Origin of the sequence: Pseudomonas sp. FSL W7-0098 (genome assembly GCF_005930585.1) — a bacterium.
Classification (GTDB): Bacteria; Pseudomonadota; Gammaproteobacteria; order Pseudomonadales; family Pseudomonadaceae; genus Aquipseudomonas; species Aquipseudomonas bubulae.
In genome coordinates this window covers 158,154-180,396 of sequence record NZ_RXHW01000003.1, presented here as the reverse complement: position 1 = coordinate 180,396, position 22,243 = coordinate 158,154, and the positions used below count along the sequence as shown (strand labels likewise).

23 protein-coding genes are annotated in these 22,243 nt (G+C 60.3%); 10 read left to right on the top strand and 13 right to left on the bottom strand.

Annotated features, from left to right (window positions below):
* Window positions 1-9 precede the first annotated feature (9 nt).
* The 7 genes from gcl to FHL07_RS06390 all read left to right on the top strand — a co-directional run bounded on the left by gcl (window position 10) and on the right by FHL07_RS06390 (window position 8,764).
* Complete coding sequence (gene gcl, locus FHL07_RS06420) at window positions 10-1,785, top strand: glyoxylate carboligase (protein WP_095002065.1); 1,776 nt, start codon at window positions 10-12, stop codon at window positions 1,783-1,785.
* A gap of 55 nt (window positions 1,786-1,840) precedes the next feature.
* Entirely contained in the window at window positions 1,841-2,623 is a 783-nt protein-coding gene (gene hyi / locus FHL07_RS06415; RefSeq protein WP_095002066.1) for a hydroxypyruvate isomerase, read from the top strand.
* Window positions 2,624-2,713: 90 nt separating this feature from the next.
* Window positions 2,714-3,604 (top strand): 2-hydroxy-3-oxopropionate reductase, encoded by an 891-nt coding sequence (locus FHL07_RS06410; protein WP_046809691.1) that lies wholly within the window; start codon window positions 2,714-2,716, stop codon window positions 3,602-3,604.
* A 143-nt stretch (window positions 3,605-3,747) separates the two neighbouring features.
* On the top strand, window positions 3,748-4,635 hold the full coding sequence (locus tag FHL07_RS06405) for an urea transporter (RefSeq protein WP_138738216.1): 888 nt from the start codon (window positions 3,748-3,750) through the stop codon (window positions 4,633-4,635).
* Window positions 4,636-4,674: 39 nt separating this feature from the next.
* Complete coding sequence (locus tag FHL07_RS06400; protein ID WP_095002068.1) at window positions 4,675-5,496, top strand: ion transporter; 822 nt, start codon at window positions 4,675-4,677, stop codon at window positions 5,494-5,496.
* Between the two features lie 93 nt (window positions 5,497-5,589).
* Window positions 5,590-6,597, top strand: coding sequence for a sulfate ABC transporter substrate-binding protein (locus tag FHL07_RS06395; protein ID WP_095019582.1), 1,008 nt, complete (start codon window positions 5,590-5,592; stop codon window positions 6,595-6,597).
* A gap of 229 nt (window positions 6,598-6,826) precedes the next feature.
* Window positions 6,827-8,764, top strand: a complete 1,938-nt coding sequence (locus tag FHL07_RS06390) for a DNA topoisomerase III (RefSeq protein ID WP_138738215.1) — start codon at window positions 6,827-6,829, stop codon at window positions 8,762-8,764.
* A 3-nt stretch (window positions 8,765-8,767) separates the two neighbouring features.
* On the opposite strand, the gene FHL07_RS06385 is transcribed toward FHL07_RS06390, so the two are convergent.
* The 3 genes from FHL07_RS06385 to FHL07_RS06380 all read right to left on the bottom strand — a co-directional run bounded on the left by FHL07_RS06385 (window position 8,768) and on the right by FHL07_RS06380 (window position 11,473).
* The gene (locus FHL07_RS06385; protein ID WP_138738214.1) at window positions 8,768-9,610 is read right to left on the bottom strand and encodes a PhzF family phenazine biosynthesis protein; all 843 of its coding nucleotides are present in this window, start codon (window positions 9,608-9,610) and stop codon (window positions 8,768-8,770) included.
* 82 nt (window positions 9,611-9,692) lie between these two features.
* The gene (locus FHL07_RS23790) at window positions 9,693-9,824 is read right to left on the bottom strand and encodes a putative transporter small subunit (RefSeq protein ID WP_016781520.1); all 132 of its coding nucleotides are present in this window, start codon (window positions 9,822-9,824) and stop codon (window positions 9,693-9,695) included.
* Window positions 9,806-11,473 carry a sodium:solute symporter family protein gene (locus FHL07_RS06380; RefSeq protein WP_095002072.1) on the bottom strand — a complete coding sequence of 556 codons (1,668 nt, stop codon included), beginning with the start codon at window positions 11,471-11,473 and terminating at the stop codon, window positions 9,806-9,808. The genes FHL07_RS23790 and FHL07_RS06380 overlap by 19 nt, the downstream gene beginning before the upstream one ends.
* A 414-nt stretch (window positions 11,474-11,887) precedes the next feature.
* Between FHL07_RS06380 and FHL07_RS06375 the strand changes: the two genes are divergently transcribed.
* The gene (locus tag FHL07_RS06375; RefSeq protein ID WP_095027142.1) at window positions 11,888-12,610 is read left to right on the top strand and encodes an SDR family oxidoreductase; all 723 of its coding nucleotides are present in this window, start codon (window positions 11,888-11,890) and stop codon (window positions 12,608-12,610) included.
* Window positions 12,611-12,656: 46 nt separating this feature from the next.
* On the opposite strand, the gene FHL07_RS06370 is transcribed toward FHL07_RS06375, so the two are convergent.
* From FHL07_RS06370 to ccmA, 10 genes are all read right to left on the bottom strand, one after another.
* Window positions 12,657-13,052, bottom strand: coding sequence for a hypothetical protein (locus tag FHL07_RS06370; protein ID WP_095021432.1), 396 nt, complete (start codon window positions 13,050-13,052; stop codon window positions 12,657-12,659).
* A 130-nt stretch (window positions 13,053-13,182) separates the two neighbouring features.
* Window positions 13,183-14,385, bottom strand: coding sequence for a c-type cytochrome biogenesis protein CcmI (ccmI, locus tag FHL07_RS06365; protein ID WP_095002075.1), 1,203 nt, complete (start codon window positions 14,383-14,385; stop codon window positions 13,183-13,185).
* Window positions 14,378-14,854, bottom strand: a complete 477-nt coding sequence (locus FHL07_RS06360) for a cytochrome c-type biogenesis protein (protein ID WP_095002076.1) — start codon at window positions 14,852-14,854, stop codon at window positions 14,378-14,380. The genes ccmI and FHL07_RS06360 overlap by 8 nt, the downstream gene beginning before the upstream one ends.
* A complete protein-coding gene (locus FHL07_RS06355; RefSeq protein ID WP_088377708.1) occupies window positions 14,851-15,387 on the bottom strand; it encodes a DsbE family thiol:disulfide interchange protein in 537 nt (178 codons plus the stop codon). Before FHL07_RS06355 ends, FHL07_RS06360 begins: the two co-directional genes overlap by 4 nt.
* Window positions 15,384-17,369, bottom strand: a complete 1,986-nt coding sequence (locus tag FHL07_RS06350; RefSeq protein WP_176465207.1) for a heme lyase CcmF/NrfE family subunit — start codon at window positions 17,367-17,369, stop codon at window positions 15,384-15,386. Before FHL07_RS06350 ends, FHL07_RS06355 begins: the two co-directional genes overlap by 4 nt.
* Entirely contained in the window at window positions 17,369-17,830 is a 462-nt protein-coding gene (gene ccmE / locus FHL07_RS06345) for a cytochrome c maturation protein CcmE (RefSeq protein WP_016781527.1), read from the bottom strand. The genes FHL07_RS06350 and ccmE overlap by 1 nt, the downstream gene beginning before the upstream one ends.
* A complete protein-coding gene (gene ccmD / locus FHL07_RS06340; protein WP_016781528.1) occupies window positions 17,827-18,003 on the bottom strand; it encodes a heme exporter protein CcmD in 177 nt (58 codons plus the stop codon). The genes ccmE and ccmD overlap by 4 nt, the downstream gene beginning before the upstream one ends.
* Window positions 18,000-18,758 (bottom strand): heme ABC transporter permease, encoded by a 759-nt coding sequence (locus FHL07_RS06335; RefSeq protein WP_176464856.1) that lies wholly within the window; start codon window positions 18,756-18,758, stop codon window positions 18,000-18,002. The genes ccmD and FHL07_RS06335 overlap by 4 nt, the downstream gene beginning before the upstream one ends.
* Window positions 18,759-18,842: 84 nt before the next feature.
* Window positions 18,843-19,511: a heme exporter protein CcmB gene (gene ccmB, locus FHL07_RS06330; RefSeq protein ID WP_016781529.1), complete on the bottom strand. Its 669-nt coding sequence runs from the start codon at window positions 19,509-19,511 to the stop codon at window positions 18,843-18,845.
* A complete protein-coding gene (gene ccmA, locus FHL07_RS06325; protein WP_095024387.1) occupies window positions 19,508-20,143 on the bottom strand; it encodes a cytochrome c biogenesis heme-transporting ATPase CcmA in 636 nt (211 codons plus the stop codon). The genes ccmB and ccmA overlap by 4 nt, the downstream gene beginning before the upstream one ends.
* Window positions 20,144-20,335: 192 nt before the next feature.
* On the opposite strand from ccmA, the gene fliK reads away from it, so the two are divergent.
* Window positions 20,336-21,907 (top strand): flagellar hook-length control protein FliK, encoded by a 1,572-nt coding sequence (gene fliK, locus FHL07_RS06320; protein WP_095039467.1) that lies wholly within the window; start codon window positions 20,336-20,338, stop codon window positions 21,905-21,907.
* The gene (locus tag FHL07_RS06315) at window positions 21,904-22,221 is read left to right on the top strand and encodes an EscU/YscU/HrcU family type III secretion system export apparatus switch protein (RefSeq protein WP_138738213.1); all 318 of its coding nucleotides are present in this window, start codon (window positions 21,904-21,906) and stop codon (window positions 22,219-22,221) included. Before fliK ends, FHL07_RS06315 begins: the two co-directional genes overlap by 4 nt.
* Window positions 22,222-22,243: the final 22 nt, after the last annotated feature.

Below are 22,243 nucleotides of genomic sequence, written 5' to 3'. Positions count from 1 at the left end.
CACAAAACAATGAGCAAAATGAGAGCAATCGAAGCCGCCGTTCTGGTGATGCGTCGCGAAGGTGTCGATACCGCATTCGGTATCCCGGGCGCCGCCATCAACCCGCTGTACTCGGCCCTGAAAAAGGTCGGTGGCATCGATCACGTCCTTGCTCGCCACGTCGAAGGCGCCTCGCACATGGCCGAGGGCTATACCCGCACCAAGGCCGGCAATATCGGCGTGTGCATCGGCACCTCGGGGCCTGCCGGTACCGATATGGTGACGGGCCTGTACAGTGCCTCGGCCGACTCGATCCCGATTCTGTGCATCACCGGCCAGGCCCCACGGGCACGGATGCACAAAGAAGACTTCCAGGCGGTGGATATCACCGCCATCGTCAAGCCCGTCACCAAGTGGTCGACCACGGTGATGGAGCCGGGCCAGGTGCCTTACGCCTTCCAGAAAGCCTTTTACGAAATGCGCTCCGGGCGCCCTGGCCCGGTGCTGATCGATCTGCCGTTCGATGTGCAGATGGCCGAAATCGAATTCGACATTGACGCCTACGAACCGCTGCCACTGGCCAAACCAACGGCAAACCGGCTGCAGGCCGAAAAAGCCCTGACCATGCTCGATCAGGCGGAACGCCCGCTGCTGGTCAGCGGTGGCGGCGTGATCAATGCCGACGCCAGCGACCTGCTGGTGGAATTCGCCGAACTGACCGGTATCCCGGTGATTCCGACCCTGATGGGCTGGGGCACCATCGCCGATGACCACCCGCTGATGGTGGGCATGGTCGGCCTGCAAACCTCGCACCGTTATGGCAACGCCACCCTGCTCAAGTCCGATGTGGTATTGGGCATCGGCAACCGCTGGGCCAACCGCCATACCGGTTCGGTGGATGTGTACACCGAAGGCCGCAAGTTCATTCACGTGGATATCGAACCGACCCAGATCGGCCGGGTATTCAACCCGGATCTGGGCATCGTTTCCGACGCCGGTGCCGCGCTCAAGGTATTCCTTGAAGTAGCCCGCGAATGGAAAGCTGCCGGCAAGCTGAAAAACCGCAGCGCCTGGCTGCAGGACTGCCAGCAGCGCAAGGCCACGATGCAGCGCAAGACCCACTTCGACAACGTGCCGGTCAAGCCACAACGCGTGTACGAAGAAATGAACCAGGTGTTCGGCAAAGACACCTGCTATGTCAGCACCATCGGTTTGTCACAGATTGCCGGCGCACAATTCCTGCATGTGTACAAACCTCGCCACTGGATCAACTGCGGCCAGGCCGGCCCTCTGGGCTGGACCATTCCGGCGGCGCTGGGGGTGGTCAAGGCCGACCCTGATCGCAATGTGGTGGCACTGTCCGGCGACTACGACTTCCAGTTCATGATCGAAGAACTGGCCGTGGGCGCTCAGTTCAACCTGCCCTATATCCACGTGGTGGTTAACAACTCCTACTTGGGGCTTATCCGTCAGGCCCAGCGCGGGTTTGAAATGGACTACTGCGTGCAGTTGGCTTTCGACAACCTCAACGCACCGGAGCTTAACGGCTATGGCGTTGACCACGTGGCCGTCGTTCAAGGCCTGGGTTGCAAGGCCTTGCGCGTGTTCGAACCGAGTGAAATCCAGCCTGCCCTGCGCAAGGCCCAGGAGCTGATCAAGGAATTCCGCGTGCCGGTGATGGTGGAAATCATCCTGGAGCGTGTGACCAATATCTCGATGGGCACCGAAATCAACGGCGTAAATGAATTTGAAGACCTGGCGCTGGTGGGTAACGATGCACCGACCGCCATTTCGATGCTGGATTAATTTATAGCCCTCACCCCCTCTCCCGAGGAGAGGGGACAAAAAGCAGGAGTTCACCATGCCGCGTTTTGCCGCCAACCTGTCCATGCTGTTCACCGAGCAGGATTTTCTTGTCCGTTTTCAAGCGGCCGCCAACGCTGGTTTTCATGGCGTTGAATACCTGTTCCCTTACGATTACAACTCGGCCGATATCAAGGCCCAGCTCGATGCCAATAAACTGACCCAGGTGCTGTTCAACCTGCCGGCCGGTGACTGGGCCAAGGGCGAGCGCGGGATTGCCTGCCTGCCGGACCGGGTTGAAGAGTTCCGCGCCGGGGTCGACCTGGCCATCGCTTACGCGCAAGTGCTGGGCAACGACCAGATCAACTGCCTGGCCGGCATCCGCCCCCAGGGCGTGGACGACGCCACGGTCGAAAAAACCTTCGTCGCCAACCTCAAATACGCCGCCGACAAGCTGCAGGCAGTCGGCATCAAGCTGGTGATGGAGTCGATCAACACCCTCGACATCCCCGGCTTTTACCTGAACAACACCCAGCAGGCACTGGCGATCCAGGAAAAGGTCGGCAGCAGCAATCTGTTCCTGCAATACGACATCTACCACATGCAAATCATGGAGGGTGACCTGGCCCGCACCATGCAGACTCATCTGCCGCAGATCAACCATATCCAGCTGGCCGATAACCCTGGTCGCCACGAACCGGGCACCGGCGAAATCAACTACCGCTTTTTGTTCGATCACCTGGACCGCATCGGCTATCAGGGTTGGGTTGGCTGTGAGTACAAGCCGCTGACCAGCACCGAGGCCGGTCTGGCGTGGCTCAAGACCCATAACGCGGTGTAACTCTGTGGGAGCGATCCCATCGCGAGCAAGCCCGCTCCCACATCAGACCATCTACTCTGAATCGCCCTAAGAAAAACAAGAGGATTTGTCATGGCTAAAATCGGATTTATCGGCACGGGCATCATGGGCTCACCCATGGCCAGCAACCTGCAAAAGGCCGGGCACAGCCTGTTTCTGTCGACCCATCACGGTGCCGCACCGGCCGATCTGGTTGCCGCTGGCGCAATCGCCCTGGCCAGCCCGCGAGAAGTGGCCCAGGAAGCCGAATTCATCATCGTCATGGTGCCGGATACCCCTCAGGTTGAGGATGTGCTGTTTCGTGAAGACGGCATCGCCGCGGGCCTGAGCCCGAACAAGGTGGTGATCGACATGAGTTCGATCTCGCCTACGGCCACCAAAGCGTTCGCCGAAAAAATCAACGCCAAGGGTGCTCAGTACCTCGACGCGCCGGTATCCGGCGGTGAAGTTGGCGCCAAGGCCGGCTCACTGAGCATCATGGTCGGCGGTGACGAAAAAACCTTCGCCCGCGCCCTGCCGCTGCTGCAGAGCATGGGCAAGAACATCACCCTGGTGGGCGGCAATGGCGACGGTCAAACCGCCAAGGTAGCCAACCAGATCATCGTCGCCCTGAATATCCAGGCCGTGGCCGAAGCCCTGGTATTTGCTGCGAAAAACGGCGCTGACCCGGCCAAGGTTCGCGAAGCGCTGATGGGTGGCTTTGCCTCCTCGAAAATCCTCGAAGTGCACGGCGAGCGCATGATCAAGGGCACTTTTGACCCGGGCTTCCGTATCAGCCTGCATCAAAAAGACCTCAACCTGGCCCTGGCCGGTGCCCGTGAGCTGGGGATCAATCTGCCCAACACCGCCAATGCCCAGCAAGTGTTCAGCACCTGCGCGGCTATCGGTGGCAGCAACTGGGACCACTCGGCGCTGATCAAGGGCCTGGAGCACATGGCCAACTTCTCGATTCGCGACAAGTAAGCCCACCGGTCTGCCCTTTTTGGGGAGACCGCACTACCTGTAGTCGCTGCCGAGGCACGAAGGCTGCGAGTTCTTGATCATGCAGGGAGCCAATCAAGAGCTCGCAGCCTTCGTGCCTCGGCTGCGACTACCAGGTAACAATCATGAGTTCAAACCCCTGCCCCGACTGGGCGACGGCCCTGTGCGCCGGTTTCGGCCAGATCTTCCTCCAGCGTCATCCTCTGTGCGGCGTGCTGTGCCTGCTGGCCATTCTGATCAGTGCCCCCACCCTGCTTGGTGGCGCCTTGCTCGGCGGTATTGCCGGACTGCTCACCGCGCAACGGCGCGACTATCCCAAGGCCGAACGCCAGGCGGGTCTGTACAGCTACAACGGTATCTTGCTGGGCTTGCTGATAAGCCACCAGCTTGAATGGTCTGCCCTGTTGCCCTTGCTGATCATTGCCAGTGCCGGACTGAGTACGATGCTCGTGCACCAGTGGCTCAAGCGCGCCACCCCCGGGCAAAGCCTGCTGGCCTACACCGCGCCGTTTGTGGGTATTGGCTGGATCCTGCTGCACCTGACCAACCCGCCTGCACAAGCCATGGACCACACCCAGGCCGTCAATGGCCTCACACTGGCACAGGGGCTGTTCAAGGGCATTGCCCAGGTCATGTTGCTGCCACACCCGCTGGCCGGGTTGCTGATTGTGATCGGCCTGTGGCTGAGCAACTGGCGCGCGGCACTATGGGCCATCACCGGTTCACTGGCCGGCATGCTGTTTGCCTTGTATCAACAGGACAGCGCGGCTGCACTGGACGGCCTGGCCGGCTACAACCCGGCACTCGCCGCATTGGCCCTGAGTCAGCAAGCACGGCGTCCCTGGCTGCCCGTGGCGGGGATTATCGTGACCTTGCTGATCACCCCGGGCTTTATTGCCCTGGGCCTCGACCCCCTGACCGCACCCTTTATCCTCGGATGCTGGCTGGTGCACGCCAGTGTGCGCATCCTGCACCCTGCACAAGAACAATGCAGGTTGCGCATTGAGCGTTAATACTCGAACCTTCTGACCTTTGGGCATCGAGCAACCTGCATGGATAACAATGACTGGCGCCAGCGCTTGTATGTGATGGTCTTTCAGGCCGATACCCCGGCGGGGCGGCGTTTCGACACCGCCCTGCTGCTGATCATCCTGTGCAGCCTGGTGGTCGTGGTGCTCGACAGCATCAACAGCATTCACCGCGACTACGCCAAACTGCTGGCCTATATCGAGTGGGGTTTCACCTTTGTATTCGCCGTGGAATACGGCCTGCGTCTGTATTGCTCGCCCAAACCTCTGCGTTACGCCTTCAGCTTCTACGGCCTGGTGGATTTGCTGGCCATTGTGCCGGGGATTCTGGCGATCTATTACAGCGACGCGCAGTACCTGTTGATCATCCGCATCATTCGCATGTTGCGGATTTTTCGTATCCTCAAGCTGCGCCCCTACCTGAGCCAGGCCAACTATCTGCTCTCGGCGCTGCGCGGCAGCAAGCAAAAAATCATCGTGTTCCTGGTCAGCGTCTCCACCCTGGTTACGGTGTTCGGCAGTCTGATGTATGTGGTCGAAGGACCTGCAAACGGCTTTACCAGTATTCCGGTAAGTATCTATTGGGCCATTGTCACCCTGACGACTGTGGGTTTTGGTGACATAGTGCCCAAAACCGTACTGGGGCAAGTGATCTCGGCGATGGTGATGATCACCGGCTACTCGATCATTGCCGTGCCCACCGGCATCTTCACTGCCGAATTGGCCAACGCCATGCGTGGCGAGCAACTCAAGCACGACTGCCCGACCTGCAAAAAGAACACTCACGAACAATCGGCGTCTTTTTGTTCACGGTGCGGCAATGCTCTTTTTACGAAAAAAGCATAACCACAGCACTTTTTAATCTTTTAAGGACTATGCGACAGTCGCTATAGTTACTGGCAATTTGCCCTTATTGCTCCCTATAACAAGGAATGCGCAGTGAAAAAACTCTTTAGTGCCTCAATTCTGGCCGCTGGCCTGGCCCTTGGCAGTGTCGCGAGTGCAGCGACCCCACCGCCACTGCTAAACGTGTCCTACGATGTGATGCGTGATTTCTACAAAGACTACAACGCAGCCTTCCAGAAGCACTGGGCACAAGAGCACAACGGCGAAAAGCTCAACGTACAAATGTCATTTGGTGGTTCCAGCAAACAGGCGCGCTCGGTCATCGATGGCTTGCCGGCGGACGTGATCACCATGAACATGGCCACCGACATCAATGCCCTGGCCGACAACGGCCATCTGGTCCCGGAAAACTGGGTCACCCGCCTGCCGGACAACAGCGCACCGTTTACCTCGGCCACCGTTTTCATCGTGCGCAAGGGCAACCCCAAGGCTCTGAAAGACTGGCCCGACCTGCTCAAGGACGGCGTACAGGTCATCGTACCCAACCCGAAAACCTCGGGTAACGGCCGCTACACCTTCCTGTCGGCCTGGGGCTATGTACTGAAAAACGGCGGTGACGAAACCAAGGCCAAGGACTTTGTGGCCAAGTTGTTCAAGCAGGCTCCAGTGCTTGATACCGGCGGTCGTGCAGCCACCACCACCTTTATGACCAATCAGATCGGCGATGTGCTGGTGACGTTCGAAAACGAGGCGGAAATGATCGCCCGTGAATTTGGTCGCGACCAGTTCGAAGTGATCTACCCGAGCGTATCGGCAGAAGCCGAGCCGCCTGTGACGGTAGTGGACAAAGTGGTCGACAAAAAAGGCACCCGCGCCACGGCCGAAGCCTACCTCAAGTACCTGTGGTCGCCTGAAGGCCAGGAAATCGCTGCTAAAAACTACCTGCGCCCGCGTGACCAGGCAATTCTCGCCAAGTACAACGACCGCTTCCCGAAAGTCGACTTCCTGTCGGTTGAAAAAACCTTCGGCGACTGGCGCGACGTGCAGAAAAAGTACTTCAACGACGGTGGCGTGTTCGACCAGATCTACAACGCGCAATAATCCCCTGTCCGGTTGCAAGCCCGCCTTCCATTGTGGGAGCGGGCTTGCTCGCGAAGGGATGCCCCCGGTACGCCTGACTGCCCCCCTCGCCTGCATCGCAGGCAAGCCAGCTCCCCCAGGTTTTGCAGCACCTGCAAAAGCCTGTACATATAAACAGTAAAAAAACTTGCTCTCGCGCCTGTCTCTGCCCATGCTGTGCATCTTCTGCGATGCGTGAATGAGTTGAGCGATGCGGCTGTTTCTGTGTGAAAAACCCTCCCAGGCCAAAGATATTGCCGCCGTGCTCGGTGCCAGCCGCCGCGGTGATGGCTGCTGGGTGGGCGCCAATGCCACCGTCACCTGGTGCATCGGTCACCTGCTCGAAACCGCCCCGCCTGACGCCTACGATGAGCGCTACAAGCGCTGGGTACTGGCTGACCTGCCGATCATTCCGGAAAAATGGAAAATGCGCGTCAAACCCAAGACCGCCAGCCAGTTCAAGGCCGTCAAGCGCCTGCTCGGTGAAGCCACAGAACTGGTCATCGCCACCGACGCCGACCGCGAAGGCGAGATGATTGCCCGCGAACTGGTCGAGCACTGCCGCTACCGCGGCCCCATCCAGCGCCTGTGGCTGTCGGCCCTGGACGACGCCTCGATCCGCAAGGCCCTGGCTGCGCTCAAGCCCGGCAGCGAAACCTTCAACCTCTATCATTCGGCCCTCGGCCGCTCGCGGGCCGACTGGTTGATCGGCATGAACATGAGCCGCCTGTTTACCCTGCTCGGCCGCCAGTCGGGCTATCAAGGCGTATTGCCAGTGGGCCGTGTGCAGACCCCTACGCTGCGGCTGGTGGTCGATCGTGATCGCAGCATCAGCGACTTTATCCCCGTGGCCTACTGGGCCATAGACGTACAGCTCAGGCACGACGGGCAGTTATTCACCGCGCAATGGCGGGCCGATCCCGACACCTGCGACGACCAGGACCGCTGCCTCAACCAGGCCCATGCCCAACAGGCCGCAAGTGCAATGCAAAACGCCAGCAGCGCCCGGGTGATCAAGCTGCGCACCGAGCGCATGCGTGAAGTCGCGCCATTGCCGTTCGATCTGGGCACGCTGCAGGAAGTGTGTTCAAAAAAGCTCGGCCTCGGCGCCCAGGAAACCCTCGATATTGCCCAGGCCCTGTACGAAACCTACAAGGTCGTCACCTATCCGCGCAGCGATTGCGGCTACTTGCCACAGAGCCAGCACGGCGAAGCCGCGTCGATTCTCAGCGCCTTGCAGCAGGCCGATCCGTCACTGGCACCACTGGCCAGCCATCTGGACCCGCAGCGCCGTTCACGGGCCTGGAACGACGCAAAAGTCAGCGCCCACCACGGCATCATTCCTACAGCTGCTGCAAAGAATATTGAACGCCTGAGCGGCAAACATCGCGCGGTATATACGCTGATTCGCGCACGCTACCTCGCGCAGTTTCTGCCCAACCATGAATACGACCGCACCCAGGCCGACTTTGATTGTGCAGGGCAAAACCTGCGGGCCGTCGGCAAGCAGATCGTCGAGCCCGGCTGGAAGCGCGCCCTGCCCGAAGCACTGGCCCCGGCCAAAGGTCGCGAAGCCCCTGCTCCACAGCCCCTGCCGTTATTGCGCGAAGGGCTGGACTGCGCGATTGCCGCGGTCAACCTCAAGGACTTGTGGACCCAGCCGCCCAAGCCGTTCACCGAAGGCGACCTGATCAAGGCGATGAAAAACGTCGCCAAGCTGGTGCAGGACCCGCTGCTCAAGCAAAAACTCAAGGACACCACCGGTATCGGCACCGAAGCCACCCGCGCCGGCATCATCCAGGGCTTGCTCGATCGCGGTTACCTGAGCAAAAACGGCAAGGCCCTGGCGGCGACCGCCCCCGCCTTTAGCCTGATCGACGCGGTACCGCGCGCCATTGCCGACCCCGGCACCACGGCCATCTGGGAGCAGGCGCTGGACATGGTGCAAAGCGGCGAAATGACCCTCGACGTATTCGTCGCCAAACAGGCGGCGTGGATGAGCAAACATATCGAACGTTGCAGCGCCATGACCATGACGATCAGCGGTCCGGCCAGCCCGGCCGGTGCGGCGCCAGCCTGGAAGAAGAAACGCAAGGCCGCTACGGGCAAGGCCAGACCCAAGCGGGCGGTGAAAGCAAAAGGGGCATGAGGCTCAGAGCGTCAATTGCCCGCTAATACAGGTCACCGCCGGGCCGCCCACCCAGATATCCTCGCCGATCTGCTCGATCGACACCCGCCCTGCCCGCCCCATTGCCGTACCCTGGCTGGCCACATAATGCGCCGGGGCAAGGCCTGCGCCGATCAGCCACTGCGCCAGCCCGGCATTCAGGCTACCGGTCACCGGATCTTCGGGCATGCCCTCGCCGGCACAGAATGCGCGCACTTCAAACTGCGCCTCGTCGCCATCGAGTTCAGGCTGCCAAGGGGCAACCACACCGATCGACAGTCCGAGCAACTGCGAGTAATCGGGCTCTAAAGCCAGCACCTGCTCACGGTCACGCAACATCAACGCCACCCAGCCCGGGCCATTATCGACCCAACGCGCCTGCACCACCGCCTGCGCCTCGATGCCCAGGCCACGGCAGATACGCTGCAGCAAATCCCCCTCAACAGCACCCGTACGCAACAGGGGCGGTGCAGTAAAAGCCAGTTGCCCGGCCTGGCGACGAAGACGGATCAACCCCGCGGCGCACTCCTGCACGACCTCTTGACCACGGGGCACGCCGCCGGCTTCCAGCCAGGCGTGGCAACTGCCCAGCGTAGGGTGGCCAGCAAAAGGCAGCTCGTTGAGAGTGGTAAAAATTCGCAGGCGGTAATCGGCATCAGGGTTTTGCGGCTTGAGCACAAAAGTGGTTTCACTCAGATTGGTCCAGCGCGCAAAGTCGGCCATTTGCGTGTCACTCAGGCTGTCGGCATTCAACACCACGGCCACCGGGTTGCCCTTGAGGGCAACGCTGCTGAAAACGTCAACTTGCTTGAATTCGAATGGGCGCATGACCGGCTCCTGATAGTGATCAGCAAGCACCCTACACAATTTGCGTAGCCGCTGGCGAGGCAGCGGCTACCCCATCAAACATTCAGACCAGATCCGTACCCTCACGCTTGGCCTTGCGCATATCGCGCCACAGGCTGACGCACAGGGTCAACATTACGGCCCCGGCAATGGCCGGCCAGATCAGGACATACAGGGTCAAAGCGAAACTGGACATGGGGTGGCTCCTTTTTCAGTGGCAGGTTCGACGGTGTGGTGGAAGGCCACAACACGTTCGTTGATACAGTCAAAATCAAAGGTTTCATTGGCCAGCAAGCTCACCAGCACACACACCACGGTGCTGACACCGTAAGCGGTCAATGAACTGAGCAACACCGGGTAATCGCGGAGAAAACCGAACGCGAATGGCGCCAGTACCAAGAACGCCAATCCGCCCATCACAAAGCCCACGCGCTTGCCAAAAAAGCCGAACGCCATCAGGCCAATCACCACCCCGCCGCCGATCGAGGCACAGAGTTCGAAGAACAGCGCCACCGCACCTTGCATCTGCAACAATTCGAAGCGGGCGACCAAAAACATCACAAACCCGGCAATCGCTGCACTGGTAAAGGCCGCGTTGGTAATCCGCTGCCAATACAGGCTGGCAATAACAGGAAAGACAATCGCGCCCCATAGCGCGCCGACAAAAATCAGCATGGTCAGGATATCGAGTTTCATGCTGGCAAAAATCATCGCCAGCATGGTTGCCAGCACCATGGTCAGGCGCCCAACAAACAACATGGTTTTTGGATTGGGTTTGCCCTTGGCTATGTTCTTGCCATACACGTCAGTCATCACCAGCGCCGACAAGGCGGACAGGTCGGAATCCGCCGTGGACGACAGCGAACCGATCACCATGATGAAAAACAGCCCCACCGCAAACGGCGGCAAGTAGGTCGAGGCCATTTGCGGGATCAGGTTATTGAGGTCGCCATCCTGGGGTTCGATACCTGCCAGCAGGGCCAGAAACCCCAGCATGCCCAGCCCGATCACAATCGAGGCATAACCGATGGTGGCGGTGACGAATGTCGACTTCATCAAGTCTTCACGCACGGCAAACAGCCGCTGGGCGATGGTCTGGTTACCAATGGCGTAGGCCAGCACGGCCACGAAGTAAGGTGCGCCCTGCTCCAGAATCGCGGTTTTCGAATAGAAGCTGGCTTGCTCGGGGGTGATCCTCGGCATGCCCTGGGCGAAGATTTCAGGGCCGCCCAACTGGAAGAAAATAATCGGAATAATCACCACCGCAGCGAAGATCATGGCGAATAGCTGGCCGAAATCAGTAAGCACCGATGAGCGAAACCCTGACCAGATGGTGTAAGTCAGAATCCCGACACCGGCGATAAGCACACCATGGGTAAAGCTCAGCGGCGAAAGCACCGCGACCAGTGCCCCGGCGGCGGTGAAATTGACCATCAGGCTGATCAGACTGCCGACGATATTGGAGCCCGCCAGAATCATCTGGCTGGAACGCCCGTGCCGTGCGTGCATGATCTCCGCCAGGGTGTGGGCCTTGGGCGCCAGTTGCCGGAAACGCCGGCCAAAGGGGTAGATAAACAGAATCATCAGCGCGCCCCAGAAGCCATAGTGCAACGCCCCCGAGAGACCAAACTTGTAGCCCGCACTGGCGGCGGCGTAAAAGGAAGCGGCCCAGATCCAGGTGGCCGTCATGCTGGCGGCCGACATGCCAAAGCCGATGGAGTTATTGGAGACCATATAGCCGTCGACGTTTTCGTCCTTGCGGCCCACGCGCAACGACACCAAAAAGGTCAGGCCATAAAAACAGAACAGAAGCAGCAACACGGTGAGGGTGGAAAGTTGGAACATTCCTTTCTCCTTTCTTATGCGCACACAGTCGTTACAGACGCAACGAAAGGCCGAAATCGGCAGGTGCAACAACCCGGATTTCCTGACAGGCAGGCGATAGCGGACAGCGGTCCGTGGGTTGTCAAAGTGATGGCTGGCAAGTGACGGAACGCAAGAGGCGTTCCAGGTCAAAAGGCAAAGCGTGCGCTAGCACGTTGAGCCGGTGCTTGCAGCAATGGCCGGCAAGGTGCCGGGAGATAAGTCCGGTATCAGATGCACAAAGCCCTGACACGAACGGAAAAGAAGTATACAGATTTAGGGGGTGACCGGAAGAGGCCGAGACAGGCCGCCACTAAAAGCGCCTCGCAAACCTGCCCGCTCCCACAAGCGCTTGCCAAGGTATCATGCTCACCGTCTTTAAATAGGGAGCACACCATGACCCAACGTACCTACCTTGTCACCGGCGCCAGCAAAGGCATCGGTCGCGCGTTGTGCGAACATCTGGCCCAGGCAGGCCACACCGTGGTGGGCATAGCCCGCAATGCAGACGACCCGGATTTCCCTGGCACACTGGTCGCCCTTAATCTGGCCGACCGCGAACGCAGCGCACAGGTACTCAAGGAACTCAGCGAACGTTTCGCCTTCGACGGGCTGGTCAACAACGTCGGCCTGGTGCGCCCGCAAGCATTGGGCGAAATTGATCTGGATGCATTCGATGACGTCATGCGAGTTAACCTGCATTCGGCGCTGCAGGCCACCCAGGCGTTATTGCCCGGCATGCGCAGCCGAGGCTGGGGGCGAGTCGTGAATATTTCCAGCCTGACCGTACTCGGCATCACCCAGCGTACGGCCTATGCCGCAGCCAAGGCGGCGCTGGTCAGCTTTACCCGCTCCTGGGCACTGGAACTGGCACAAACAGGCATAACCGTAAACGCCGTGGCCCCCGGCCCGACCGAGACGGAGCTGTTCCGCGCCAACAACCCGCCCGGCTCCGCGGGCGAAGCACGCTATCTGGCAGGCGTGCCAATGGCACGTCTGGGCCAGCCCGCAGAAATCGCCTCGGCGATTGCCTTTCTACTGTCTGAGAGCAGCGGTTTTATTACCGGCCAGACGCTGTTTGTCGATGGTGGTGCATCGGTGGGCAAGGCGGCGTTTTAACCACAGCCCCAAACCAAAACGGCGACCCGAAGGTCGCCGCTTGGCTTTACTTGAACTGCCGACTCAACCCCGGCGGTACGCCGCTGATATCGGTCTCTTCCCACGGCCCGTTGGGGCTCACCGCGCGGCTCCAGCCGTTGTCCCAGCGGTAGTAGGCGCGCTGGCGGTAGAAGACGTTGGTCTGGTTATCCAGCACATACACGCCCAGACGCGCATCCCAGTGGCTAGGCCCGCCCGGCGGCGGCGCAAAGGTCGCCGAGGTGCGCGGCAACGGTTTTGGCGCCTTGGGAATCGGCATGTCCGGCAGGGGCTTGCCCGAGGGCTGGGGTGTCGGCTGCGGCATCGGCGTTGTTGGCGCAGGCGGTTCGTAAGGCTGTTGAACCGCACAGGCGCTCAGGCCTAGAGCTAGCGCGAGCAAGGTGATACGGGCGAATACGGCCATGGCGGCTTCTCTTGTAAGTCAGCTAAGACCCCCTGTGGCGGCGGACTTGCTCGCGATTCAATCAATGCGGATTCACTGGAGGACCGCGTCGTCTGCATCGCGAGCAAGCCCGCTGCCACATTCGGGGCATTTATTTATCCGGGCTGTCGATGGTCAGCTGTTGCAGCTCCCGAGTGCTGCTGGACAGCGGCTGGCTGCGCCCTACCCACTCGCCTGCTGTTGGCTGGCCAGCACGGGAGATGCGTGCCATTAATTGGACTTCAGGAAAGTTGGACAGTTTCAATTGCGGCATCATTGCGTCGACATCGCCCAGCTCAACCGTGATCGGCAGATCCGCCACAGTCACGCGCTTGACCGCCAACGGTGCCGGCGGGCCGGAGACCGCACGGGCAAAGATAAACACGCTGTCACCCGGCAAGGCGCTGGCCTTGACCGCATCGGCCAGATCCACGTTGACCTTGATCGAGGCCATCGCCTTGGCCACAGGTGCAGTTTCAACCTTGCCGCCGCGGGCCTGCAGTTGCTCACGGGCCTTGGCAATACCGCCTTCCAGCGCCGCACGGGAGGCGTCGCCTTCAGGCAGTTCGGTCATCAACCGTTGCCAGTAGCCAATGGCCTGTTCGAAGCGCTGGTCCTCGAAGGCGGCGATGCCCAGCAGGCCCAGGCTGGTGACTTCCTTCGGGTCGGCCTTCAAGGCTTCATCGGTCAGCGCCTGGATTTTGTCGCTCCACTTTTTATCGTCTGCAAAGTACTGCGCCTGTGCCCACTGGCCCAGCAACTCGGGCTGACGACCGGCCAGGTTGGCCGCGCGTTCGAACACCCTGGCCGCATCCGCAGGACGGTTTTGTGCCATATAGGCACGGCCCAGGAAGTACAGGCCTTCGGCCGAGTCAGGTTGCGCAGCCGCGGCACGCTCAAGGCGCGCGACCATTTCTTCAAGGGATTGCGGCGGCTGGGAGAACTCGCGGGTCAATTCGACCTTGTCGCTGGAACCAAAATGCAGGTACAGGCTCAAGCCCAGCACCGGCACCAGCACTGCGGCCAACAACGGAATGGCCTTGCCCAGACTGGACACCCGCCCCGGCGCCACACCTTCGGTGTCCGCGAGCAATTCGCGGGCCGCTTCGGCGCGGCCGGTTTCGAACTGTTCAGCGGTCAACACGCCCTCTTCGCGCTGGGCTTGCAACTCGGCCACCCGCTCTTGATACAAGGCAACGTTCAGAGCGGTACGGTCTTCTTCGCGCTGGGCACGGCGCCCGCGCAATACCGGGATCAATAAAAAGCTGAGGGCTATCAGTAGCAGCAAGCCTGCTGCGAGCCAGAAATCAATCATCTTTGGTTTTATCCAGCAAAGTGTCGAGGCGCTTGCGCTCCTCGGCAGAAAGTGTGTCCGAACCTTCGGTCTGCTCTGTACGTCGACGGCGCCCGACGATGACGCCAATCACCACCAGACCGCCCACCAGCAGGGCCAGCGGGCCAAACCAGAGCACTGCGGTCTTGCGGGTCAGGGCCGGTTTATAGAGCACGAAATCGCCGTAGCGGGCGACCATGAAATCGAGGATCTGCTGGTTGTCCTTGCCTTCGCCGAGCATGCGATAGATCTCGCGGCGCAGGTCGGTGGCAATAGGGGCGTTGGAGTCGGCGATGTCCTGGTTCTGACACTTGGGGCAGCGTAATTCCTTGGTCAGCTCACGAAAACGGTCGCGCTCGGCGTCGTTGGCAAACTCGTAGGTATCGATGGCGGCATGGGCAACCCCGGTCAGGGTCAAACCGAAAACCACGGCGGCTAGCCAGCGCTTCATGGTTTGGCCTCGTCAACCAGTGCCTGATATTTACCCGCAAGCTGCTCACGCCACACGGTCTCGTCGATCACGCCGACAAACTTGTGGCGGATGATGCCCTTGCTGTCGATCAGGAATGTCTCAGGAGCGCCGTACACGCCCAGATTCAGGCCCAGGGAGCCGTCTGCGTCGTTGATGTCCAGCTGATAAGGGTTGTGGAAATCCTTGAGCCACTTCTTCGCATCTTCGTTGACGTCTTTGTAGTTCACGCCGTAGATCAGCACACCCTGATCGGCCAGCTTGGTCAGCACCGGGTGCTCGACCCGGCATGAAATGCACCAGGTGGCCCACACGTTGACCAGCGCAGGCTTGCCCTTGAGGTCAGCCTCGGTGAGGGTTTTGTCCCCCTCCACCGAAGGCAGGCTGAAGGCCGGGAACGGCTTGTCGATCATCGCCGACGGCAGCTCGGTCGGGTCCAGATACAAGCCCCGGTAGAGAAACCACGCCATACCGAGAAAAACGGCCAGCGGGACCAGCATCAACCAACGTCTCATGCCGTGGCTCCTGTCATGCCCAGTGCTTCACGCACGCGGCTTTTCACCTTGACCCGGTAGCGACGATCCATCGCTGCCAGCAATCCACCAAAGCCTGTGAGCAGACCGCCAAACCAGATCCAGCGCACAAACGGTTTCACATGCACCCGCACAGCCCAGGCGCCGTTGTCCAGGGGCTCACCCAGCGCCACATAGAGGTCACGGGTGAAACCGGCGTCGATCCCGGCTTCGGTCATCATCGAGTTCTGCACCGTGTAGAGGCGTTTTTCCGGGTGCAGTACGCTGACTTCCTTGCCATTGCGGATGACACGCACGGTGCCTTTGTCAGACGTAAAGTTCGGACCCTGGAAGTGCTTGGCGCCTTCAAAAACAAAGTGATAACCGCCAAGCTCCATCGACTCGCCCGGTGCCAGGCGCAAGTCGCGCTCGGCACTGTGCTGGCTCGACAACACCACCCCCAGCGCACACACGGCGATACCCAGGTGGGCAATCTGCATGCCCCAGTAGCTGCGGGTCAGGCTACGCACGCCTTTGATCAAGCCCTTGTGACGGGTTTTGTCACCGATGTCACGCACCCCGGCCAGCAGCACCCAGGCCGCCAGCATAAAGGTGGTCAGCACCGCCCAGTTGAAGTCGCCATAGGCCACTCCGGCAATTGCCGACAGCGCGGCGCTGCCCAGCAGTACGGGGGTGAGCATGCCCAACAACCATTTGACCGGAGTGTCTTTCCAGCGCACCAGCACACCGACGGCCATCACCACCATCAGCAAAGCCATGAGCGGGATAAACAGGGCGTTGAAGTACGGCGGGCCCACCGACATCTTGGCGCCACTGATGGCATCCAGAATCAGTGGGTACAAGGTGCCGAGCAGAATCATCGACGCGGCCACCACCAGGATCAGGTTGTTGCCCAACAGCAGGGTCTCACGGGACCACAGCTTGAAGCTGACATGGCTTTTCACCACTGGCGCACGCAGGGCAAACAGGGTCAGCGAACCGCCGACCACAAACAGCAGGAAGATCAGGATGAATACGCCGCGCTCTGGGTCGGAAGCGAACGCATGCACCGAGGTCAACACGCCGGAACGCACCAGGAACGTACCCAGCAGGCTCAGGGAAAACGCAGCTATCGCCAGCAGTACGGTCCAGCTCTTGAACACACCGCGCTTTTCGGTCACGGCCAGCGAGTGAATCAGCGCCGTACCCACCAACCATGGCATGAACGAAGCATTTTCTACCGGATCCCAGAACCACCAGCCGCCCCAGCCAAGCTCGTAATAAGCCCACCATGAACCCAGGGTGATGCCGATGCCGAGGAAGGCCCATGCCACGATGGTCCATGGACGCGACCAGCGCGCCCAGGCTGCGTCCAGCCGACCGCCGAGCAAGGCAGCAATGGCAAAGGCAAAAGCCACGGAGAAACCGACATAGCCCATGTACAGCATTGGCGGGTGAACAATCAGGCCAATGTCCTGCAGTAGCGGGTTAAGGTCGTTGCCATCCGAAGGAATCTGCGGCAGCAAGCGCACGAAAGGATCTGAGGTCAGGATCAAAAACAGCAGGAAGCCGACACTGATCATGCCCATGATCGCCAGCACACGCGCCAGCATCACTTGTGGCAGCTGCCGCGAGAAGATCGACACGGCAAAGGTCCAGCCACCGAGGATCATCGCCCACAACAGCAGCGAGCCTTCGTGGGCACCCCACACCGCGCTGAACTTGAAGTACCAGGGCAACGCGCTGTTCGAGTTGCTGGCTACGTACGCCACCGAAAAGTCATCGGCCATAAAGGCATAGGTCAGGCAGGCAAAGGAGAACAACAAAAAGGCAAATTGCCCCCAGGCAGCGGGTTGCGCCAGGCTCATCCACAATTTGTCGCCGCGCCAGGCGCCCAGCAGCGGCACGATGGCCTGCACAATGGCAAAGCACAGGGCCAGAATCATGGCCAGATGGCCCAATTCGGGAATATAGAGTCCAGACATCAGTACTTACCCTCACTTGCAGGCACAGGCGCGGATTGGCCACTTTCGTTCAGCGCCTTGGTCACTTCGGGCGGCATGTATTTTTCGTCGTGTTTGGCCAGCACTTCATCAGCCACCACCACACCCTGGGCATTGAGCTTGCCCAGCGCGACGATGCCCTGCCCTTCACGGAACAGGTCCGGGAGGATACCGCGATACTGGATGGTCACCGATTTGTTGAAATCGGTGACCACAAACTGCACGTCCAGCGAGTCACCTGAACGCTTGAGCGAACCGTCCTCGACCATGCCACCGGCACGGATCCGGGTATCCAATGGCGCTTCGCCATTGGCGATCTGGGTCGGGGTGTAAAACAGGTTGATGTTCTGCTGCAAGGCGCTCAGGGCCAGGGCCACGGCAGCGCCGACCCCTACCAGAATCGCCAGGATGATGATCAAGCGTTTTTTGCGCAGCGGATTCACTTCGAATTCTCCCGACGCAAACGACGCGCCTCTTGTTGCAGATAACGCCGGCGCGCCATGATTGGCAGTGCCACGTTCAACCCCAGCACCGCCAGGCAAATGCCATAGGCCGACCAGACATATACCCCGTGATGGCCCATGGCGAGAAAGTCGCCAAAAGAAGCAAAACTCATCGCGCACCCTCCAGAGCCTTCAACACCTCAGCCTTGACCCAGCTGCTGCGGGCCTCGCGCTTGAGCACCTCAAGACGCATGCGCAACAGCAGCACCGCGCCAAAGAAGCAATAAAAGCCCAGCACCGTGAGCAACAGCGGCATCCACATTTCCATGGGCATGGCCGGTTTTTCGGTCAGGGTGAAGGTCGCGCCCTGGTGCAGGGTGTTCCACCACTCCACCGAGTACTTGATGATCGGAATATTGATCACGCCCACAATCGCCAGCACCGCGCAGGCCTTGGCCGCACTGTCGCGATTGGTGATGGCGTTGCCCAGGGCAATCAGGCCGAAGTACAGAAACAGCAGAATCAGCATCGAGGTCAGACGCGCATCCCAGACCCACCACGAGCCCCAGGTCGGCTTGCCCCACACCGCACCGGTGACCAGCGCCACGGCTGTCATCCAGGCGCCAATGGGTGCGGCGGATTGCAGGGCCACGTCGGCGATTTTCATCTTCCACACCAGCCCTACCACACCGCACACCGCCAGCATCACGTAGCAGGATTGCGCCAGCATGGCCGCAGGAACATGGATATAGATGATGCGGAAGCTGTTGCCCTGCTGGTAGTCCGGCGGTGCAAAGGCCAGGCCCCAGACCACCCCGCAGGTGATCAGCAACACGGCGGCAATGCTTAACCACGGCAACAGCCGCCCACTGATGGCATAGAACCATTTGGGCGAGCCGAGTTTGTGAAACCAAGTCCAGTTCATCACGCTGCTTCCATCACGGTGCCGGTCACGACAGGTGTGCTGTCATGCCAGCCAGGGTCTTTACTGGCCCACGCAGGCCAGACCTCATTATTCGCCGACGCTGATTTTCAGGCCGGCAGCTATTGCAAAAGGTGTCAGGGTTACAGCCAGGGCGGTCAGGCTACCAAGCCACAGCAAATAACCGGTTGCAGGCATGCCTTGCAATGCCGCCTGCAGGGCGCCACTACCAAGGATCAATACCGGGATATATAAAGGCAAAATCAGCAGCGCCAGCAGCAAGCCGCCGCGCTTGAGGCCCACGGTCAGGGCAGCGCCCACGGCACCAAGCAGGCTCAACACTGGCGTCCCCAGCAGCAACGACATCAGCAACACCGGCAGGCACGCCACCGGCAGCCCGAGCATCAGGGCCAGCAGGGGTGACAGGATCACCAGCGCCAGACCGGAAAACGCCCAGTGTGCCAGCACCTTGGCCAGTACCAGTAGAGGCAGGGGGTGCGACGAAAGGACCCACTGCTCAAGCGATCCGTCCTCGAAATCACTGCGGAAAAGCCCGTCCAGCGAGAGCAAAACCGCTAAAAGGGCCGCGACCCACAGCAGTCCTGGAGACAAGGTTTGCAACAATTTCGTCTCCGGGCCAACGGCCAGCGGAAACATTGCGATGACGATCGCGAAGAACACCAACGGGTTGGCCAATTCGGCCGGGCGACGGAACAGCAAACGCGCTTCGCGCGCCACCAACACGGCAAACACACTCATACAGCCCACTGCCCCAGGTCGATATTGCGGTAACCGGCTGGCATCCGGGTCAAGGTATGGTGCGTGGTGAGCACCACCATGCCGCCGCTTTCACAGTGGCGGGCCAGGTGTTCTTCGAGTTGCGCCACGCCCTGTTTATCGAGCGCGGTAAACGGCTCATCGAGAATCCACAACGGCGGGCTGTCCAGATACAGGCGGGCCAGCGCCACACGGCGCTGCTGCCCTGCCGACAAGGTGTGGCACGGCACATCCTCAAAACCCTGCAAGCCGACCTCATGCAACGCAGCCCAGATGGCATCACGGGTTGCCTGGCGATGCAAGGCGCACAGCCAGCTGAGGTTTTCTTCGGCCGTGAGCAAATCCTTGATTCCCGCCGCATGGCCGATCCACAGCAAATTGCTGGTCAATTCATGACGTTGGGCGCTCAGGGCCATACCGTTAAGCCGTACTTCGCCAGCCGTTGGCTGCATCAGGCCCGCCAACAAGCGCAGCAGGCTGGTTTTGCCGCTGCCGTTGGGGCCGCTGATTTGCAGCATGTCGCCGCTGGTCAGACGCAATTCGAGGTGTTCGAACAGCATCCGCCAGTCACGCTCACAAGCGAGCGCTACGGCTTCTAAAAGAGGGCTGGTCACGTAATTGAGGCCTTCACGGTTCAAGTCGGCGCAGGCATGGCCGTTAAAGTGATGCAGGATAAATGCATTTGCGGCCTGATTCAGAGAGCTGGATCAAACAATTGTTATGTTTTTTAGGCGCTCTGAACGACGGGGCAGCATTATACATGCCATGTCCTACGCTAAAGAGGGCAATTTCGACAGGTTGTTACGATGAAAGGCGACATGAATATTCCACCCATCCCACAACCCGCCCCCAGCAGTGTGCGTCAGGGGCTTGTGGGCGGTGAAGTGCTCAAGTTGCTGCAGCCCGCAGAGGGCCTGATAAAGCCCGGCCAAAGTGCCCAGGCCGAGGTGCTGTCACTCAAGCAAAACGATCTGAGCTTCCAGCTTTTGCTCAAGTTGACCCTGGCCAGTGGCCGCGAAACCAACGTGCAGGCCAGCAGCAATTTTCCCTTGCCGCTGGGCACCCAACTGGCCGTGACCCAGCCTTCTGCGGGAAACCTTGCGATCAGCCTGCAACAGGCCCTGAGCAGCAGCGTCGCCACTCTCACCCGCCTCGATACCCGACAGTTGCCAGTGGGCACGCTGCTGCAAGGCAAGGTACTGACCACTCAGGCCCTGGCGCAGCCCGCAGGGCAACCGACGGTTTATCGGTCACTGGTGACCTTGCTCAACAGCGCACTGAGCGGCACGACCCTGACCCTGGACAGCCCGCTGCCCTTGCGTATCGGCAGCTTGCTTAGCGCCCGTGTGGACGGCCCGCAGAGCCTCGAGTTTGTGCCGCTGAGCGGGCGCCAGGAACAACTGGCTGTGGCGCAACAACTGGCAACACAACAGAGCCGGCAAGGCTCGTTGGAGGGCCTTTTCAACGCCCTGCAAAAACTGCCGGCCACTGCCGACATGCCTGCTGAGCTGCGTGCATCCATCGACAAACTATTAGCCGGTTTGCCTACGCCCTACCAACTGAGCAACGCCAAAGGCCTGGGTGATGCCCTGCTCAACAGCGGGGCATTTCTGGAGGCCCGACTGCTGACCGGGCAAACCCCGGCACAGGCCCCTGACATGAAAGCTACCTTGCTGCGCCTTATTGCGCAGATCCTGCCCGGTCTGCCGTCAAGCACCAGCTTCAACCCCGGCATGGCTGCCAGCACCCAGGCCCAGGCCTTGCCGACTTTTGTGCGTAATGCCCTGGGCATGCTCGGCCAGGTCAGCGCCAAACCACAGCCCGGCGGCTTCCCCTTGCCCCAGCGCTTGCTGCAGAACGGTGAAGGTGAAGACAGCCTGGAGAACTTGCTGAAACTGGCAGCAGCAGCTGTCTCGCGGCTGCAAAGCCATCAGCTGTCCAGCCTGGAACAGAGTGGGCGCACGGCCGAGGGTGGTGTACTGACCACCTGGCAACTGGAAATCCCCATGCGCAATGCTCACGACATCGTACCTTTGCAGGTCAAGTTCCAGCGTGAAGACCCGCCGGAAAAACAAGCGCAAGATAAAACCGAATCCCGGGAGATCAAGGATCAACTATGGCGCGTGGAGCTGGCCTTCGACCTCGCCCCCCTGGGCCCGCTGCATGTGCAGGCGCAGCTGTTGCGAGGCAACCTGTCGGGCCAGCTCTGGGCAGAACAGGCATACACCGCCCGCCTGATCGAAAGTCAGCTGGGCAACTTGCGTCAGCGTCTGAGTGAAGCCGGGTTGAGCGTGACCGATCTGGATTGCCATCAAGGCATCCCGCCGCAAAGTGGCCATACCCGTCTGGAACAACGCTGGGTCGATGAAACCGCATGAATACACCTGCAGAACCGCGCCAGGCGATTGCCCTCAAATACGACGGCAAACAGGCCCCTACCCTCACCGCCAAGGGCGATGACGAACTGGCCGAAGCCATCCTGGCGCTGGCCCGTGAACACGAAGTGCCGATCTATGAAAATGCCGAGCTGGTCAAATTACTGGCGCGCATGGAGTTGGGTGACAGCATCCCGCAAGAGCTGTACCGCACACTGGCAGAGATCATTGCCTTTGCCTGGCAGCTTAAAGGTAAATTCCCAGAGGGTTTTGCCCCCCAAACCGAGCCGGAGGAACGCGACATCACTCCCAGTTAAACACTCTATCGCCTTCGTAGCA

Bases quoted from the DNA above. Each gene is read 5' to 3' on its own strand.
- FHL07_RS06350 (WP_176465207.1), bottom strand. From the start codon at position 17,369: ATGTCTGGACTCTATATTCCCGAATTGGGCCATCTGGCCATGATTCTG.
- FHL07_RS06385 (WP_138738214.1), bottom strand. From the start codon at position 9,610: ATGCGCCCATTCGAATTCAAGCAAGTTGACGTTTTCAGCAGCGTTGCC.
- FHL07_RS06410 (WP_046809691.1), top strand. From the start codon at position 2,714: ATGGCTAAAATCGGATTTATCGGCACGGGCATCATGGGCTCACCCATG.
- FHL07_RS06355 (WP_088377708.1), bottom strand. From the start codon at position 15,387: ATGAGACGTTGGTTGATGCTGGTCCCGCTGGCCGTTTTTCTCGGTATG.
- FHL07_RS06315 (WP_138738213.1), top strand. From the start codon at position 21,904: ATGAATACACCTGCAGAACCGCGCCAGGCGATTGCCCTCAAATACGAC.
- fliK (WP_095039467.1), top strand. From the start codon at position 20,336: ATGAAAGGCGACATGAATATTCCACCCATCCCACAACCCGCCCCCAGC.
- FHL07_RS06390 (WP_138738215.1), top strand. From the start codon at position 6,827: ATGCGGCTGTTTCTGTGTGAAAAACCCTCCCAGGCCAAAGATATTGCC.
- FHL07_RS06400 (WP_095002068.1), top strand. From the start codon at position 4,675: ATGGATAACAATGACTGGCGCCAGCGCTTGTATGTGATGGTCTTTCAG.
- gcl (WP_095002065.1), top strand. From the start codon at position 10: ATGAGCAAAATGAGAGCAATCGAAGCCGCCGTTCTGGTGATGCGTCGC.
- FHL07_RS06360 (WP_095002076.1), bottom strand. From the start codon at position 14,854: ATGAAGCGCTGGCTAGCCGCCGTGGTTTTCGGTTTGACCCTGACCGGG.
- ccmI (WP_095002075.1), bottom strand. From the start codon at position 14,385: ATGATTGATTTCTGGCTCGCAGCAGGCTTGCTGCTACTGATAGCCCTC.
- ccmD (WP_016781528.1), bottom strand. From the start codon at position 18,003: ATGAGTTTTGCTTCTTTTGGCGACTTTCTCGCCATGGGCCATCACGGG.
- FHL07_RS06380 (WP_095002072.1), bottom strand. From the start codon at position 11,473: ATGTTCCAACTTTCCACCCTCACCGTGTTGCTGCTTCTGTTCTGTTTT.
- hyi (WP_095002066.1), top strand. From the start codon at position 1,841: ATGCCGCGTTTTGCCGCCAACCTGTCCATGCTGTTCACCGAGCAGGAT.
- FHL07_RS06405 (WP_138738216.1), top strand. From the start codon at position 3,748: ATGAGTTCAAACCCCTGCCCCGACTGGGCGACGGCCCTGTGCGCCGGT.
- FHL07_RS23790 (WP_016781520.1), bottom strand. From the start codon at position 9,824: ATGTCCAGTTTCGCTTTGACCCTGTATGTCCTGATCTGGCCGGCCATT.
- FHL07_RS06370 (WP_095021432.1), bottom strand. From the start codon at position 13,052: ATGGCCGTATTCGCCCGTATCACCTTGCTCGCGCTAGCTCTAGGCCTG.
- FHL07_RS06375 (WP_095027142.1), top strand. From the start codon at position 11,888: ATGACCCAACGTACCTACCTTGTCACCGGCGCCAGCAAAGGCATCGGT.
- ccmB (WP_016781529.1), bottom strand. From the start codon at position 19,511: ATGAGTGTGTTTGCCGTGTTGGTGGCGCGCGAAGCGCGTTTGCTGTTC.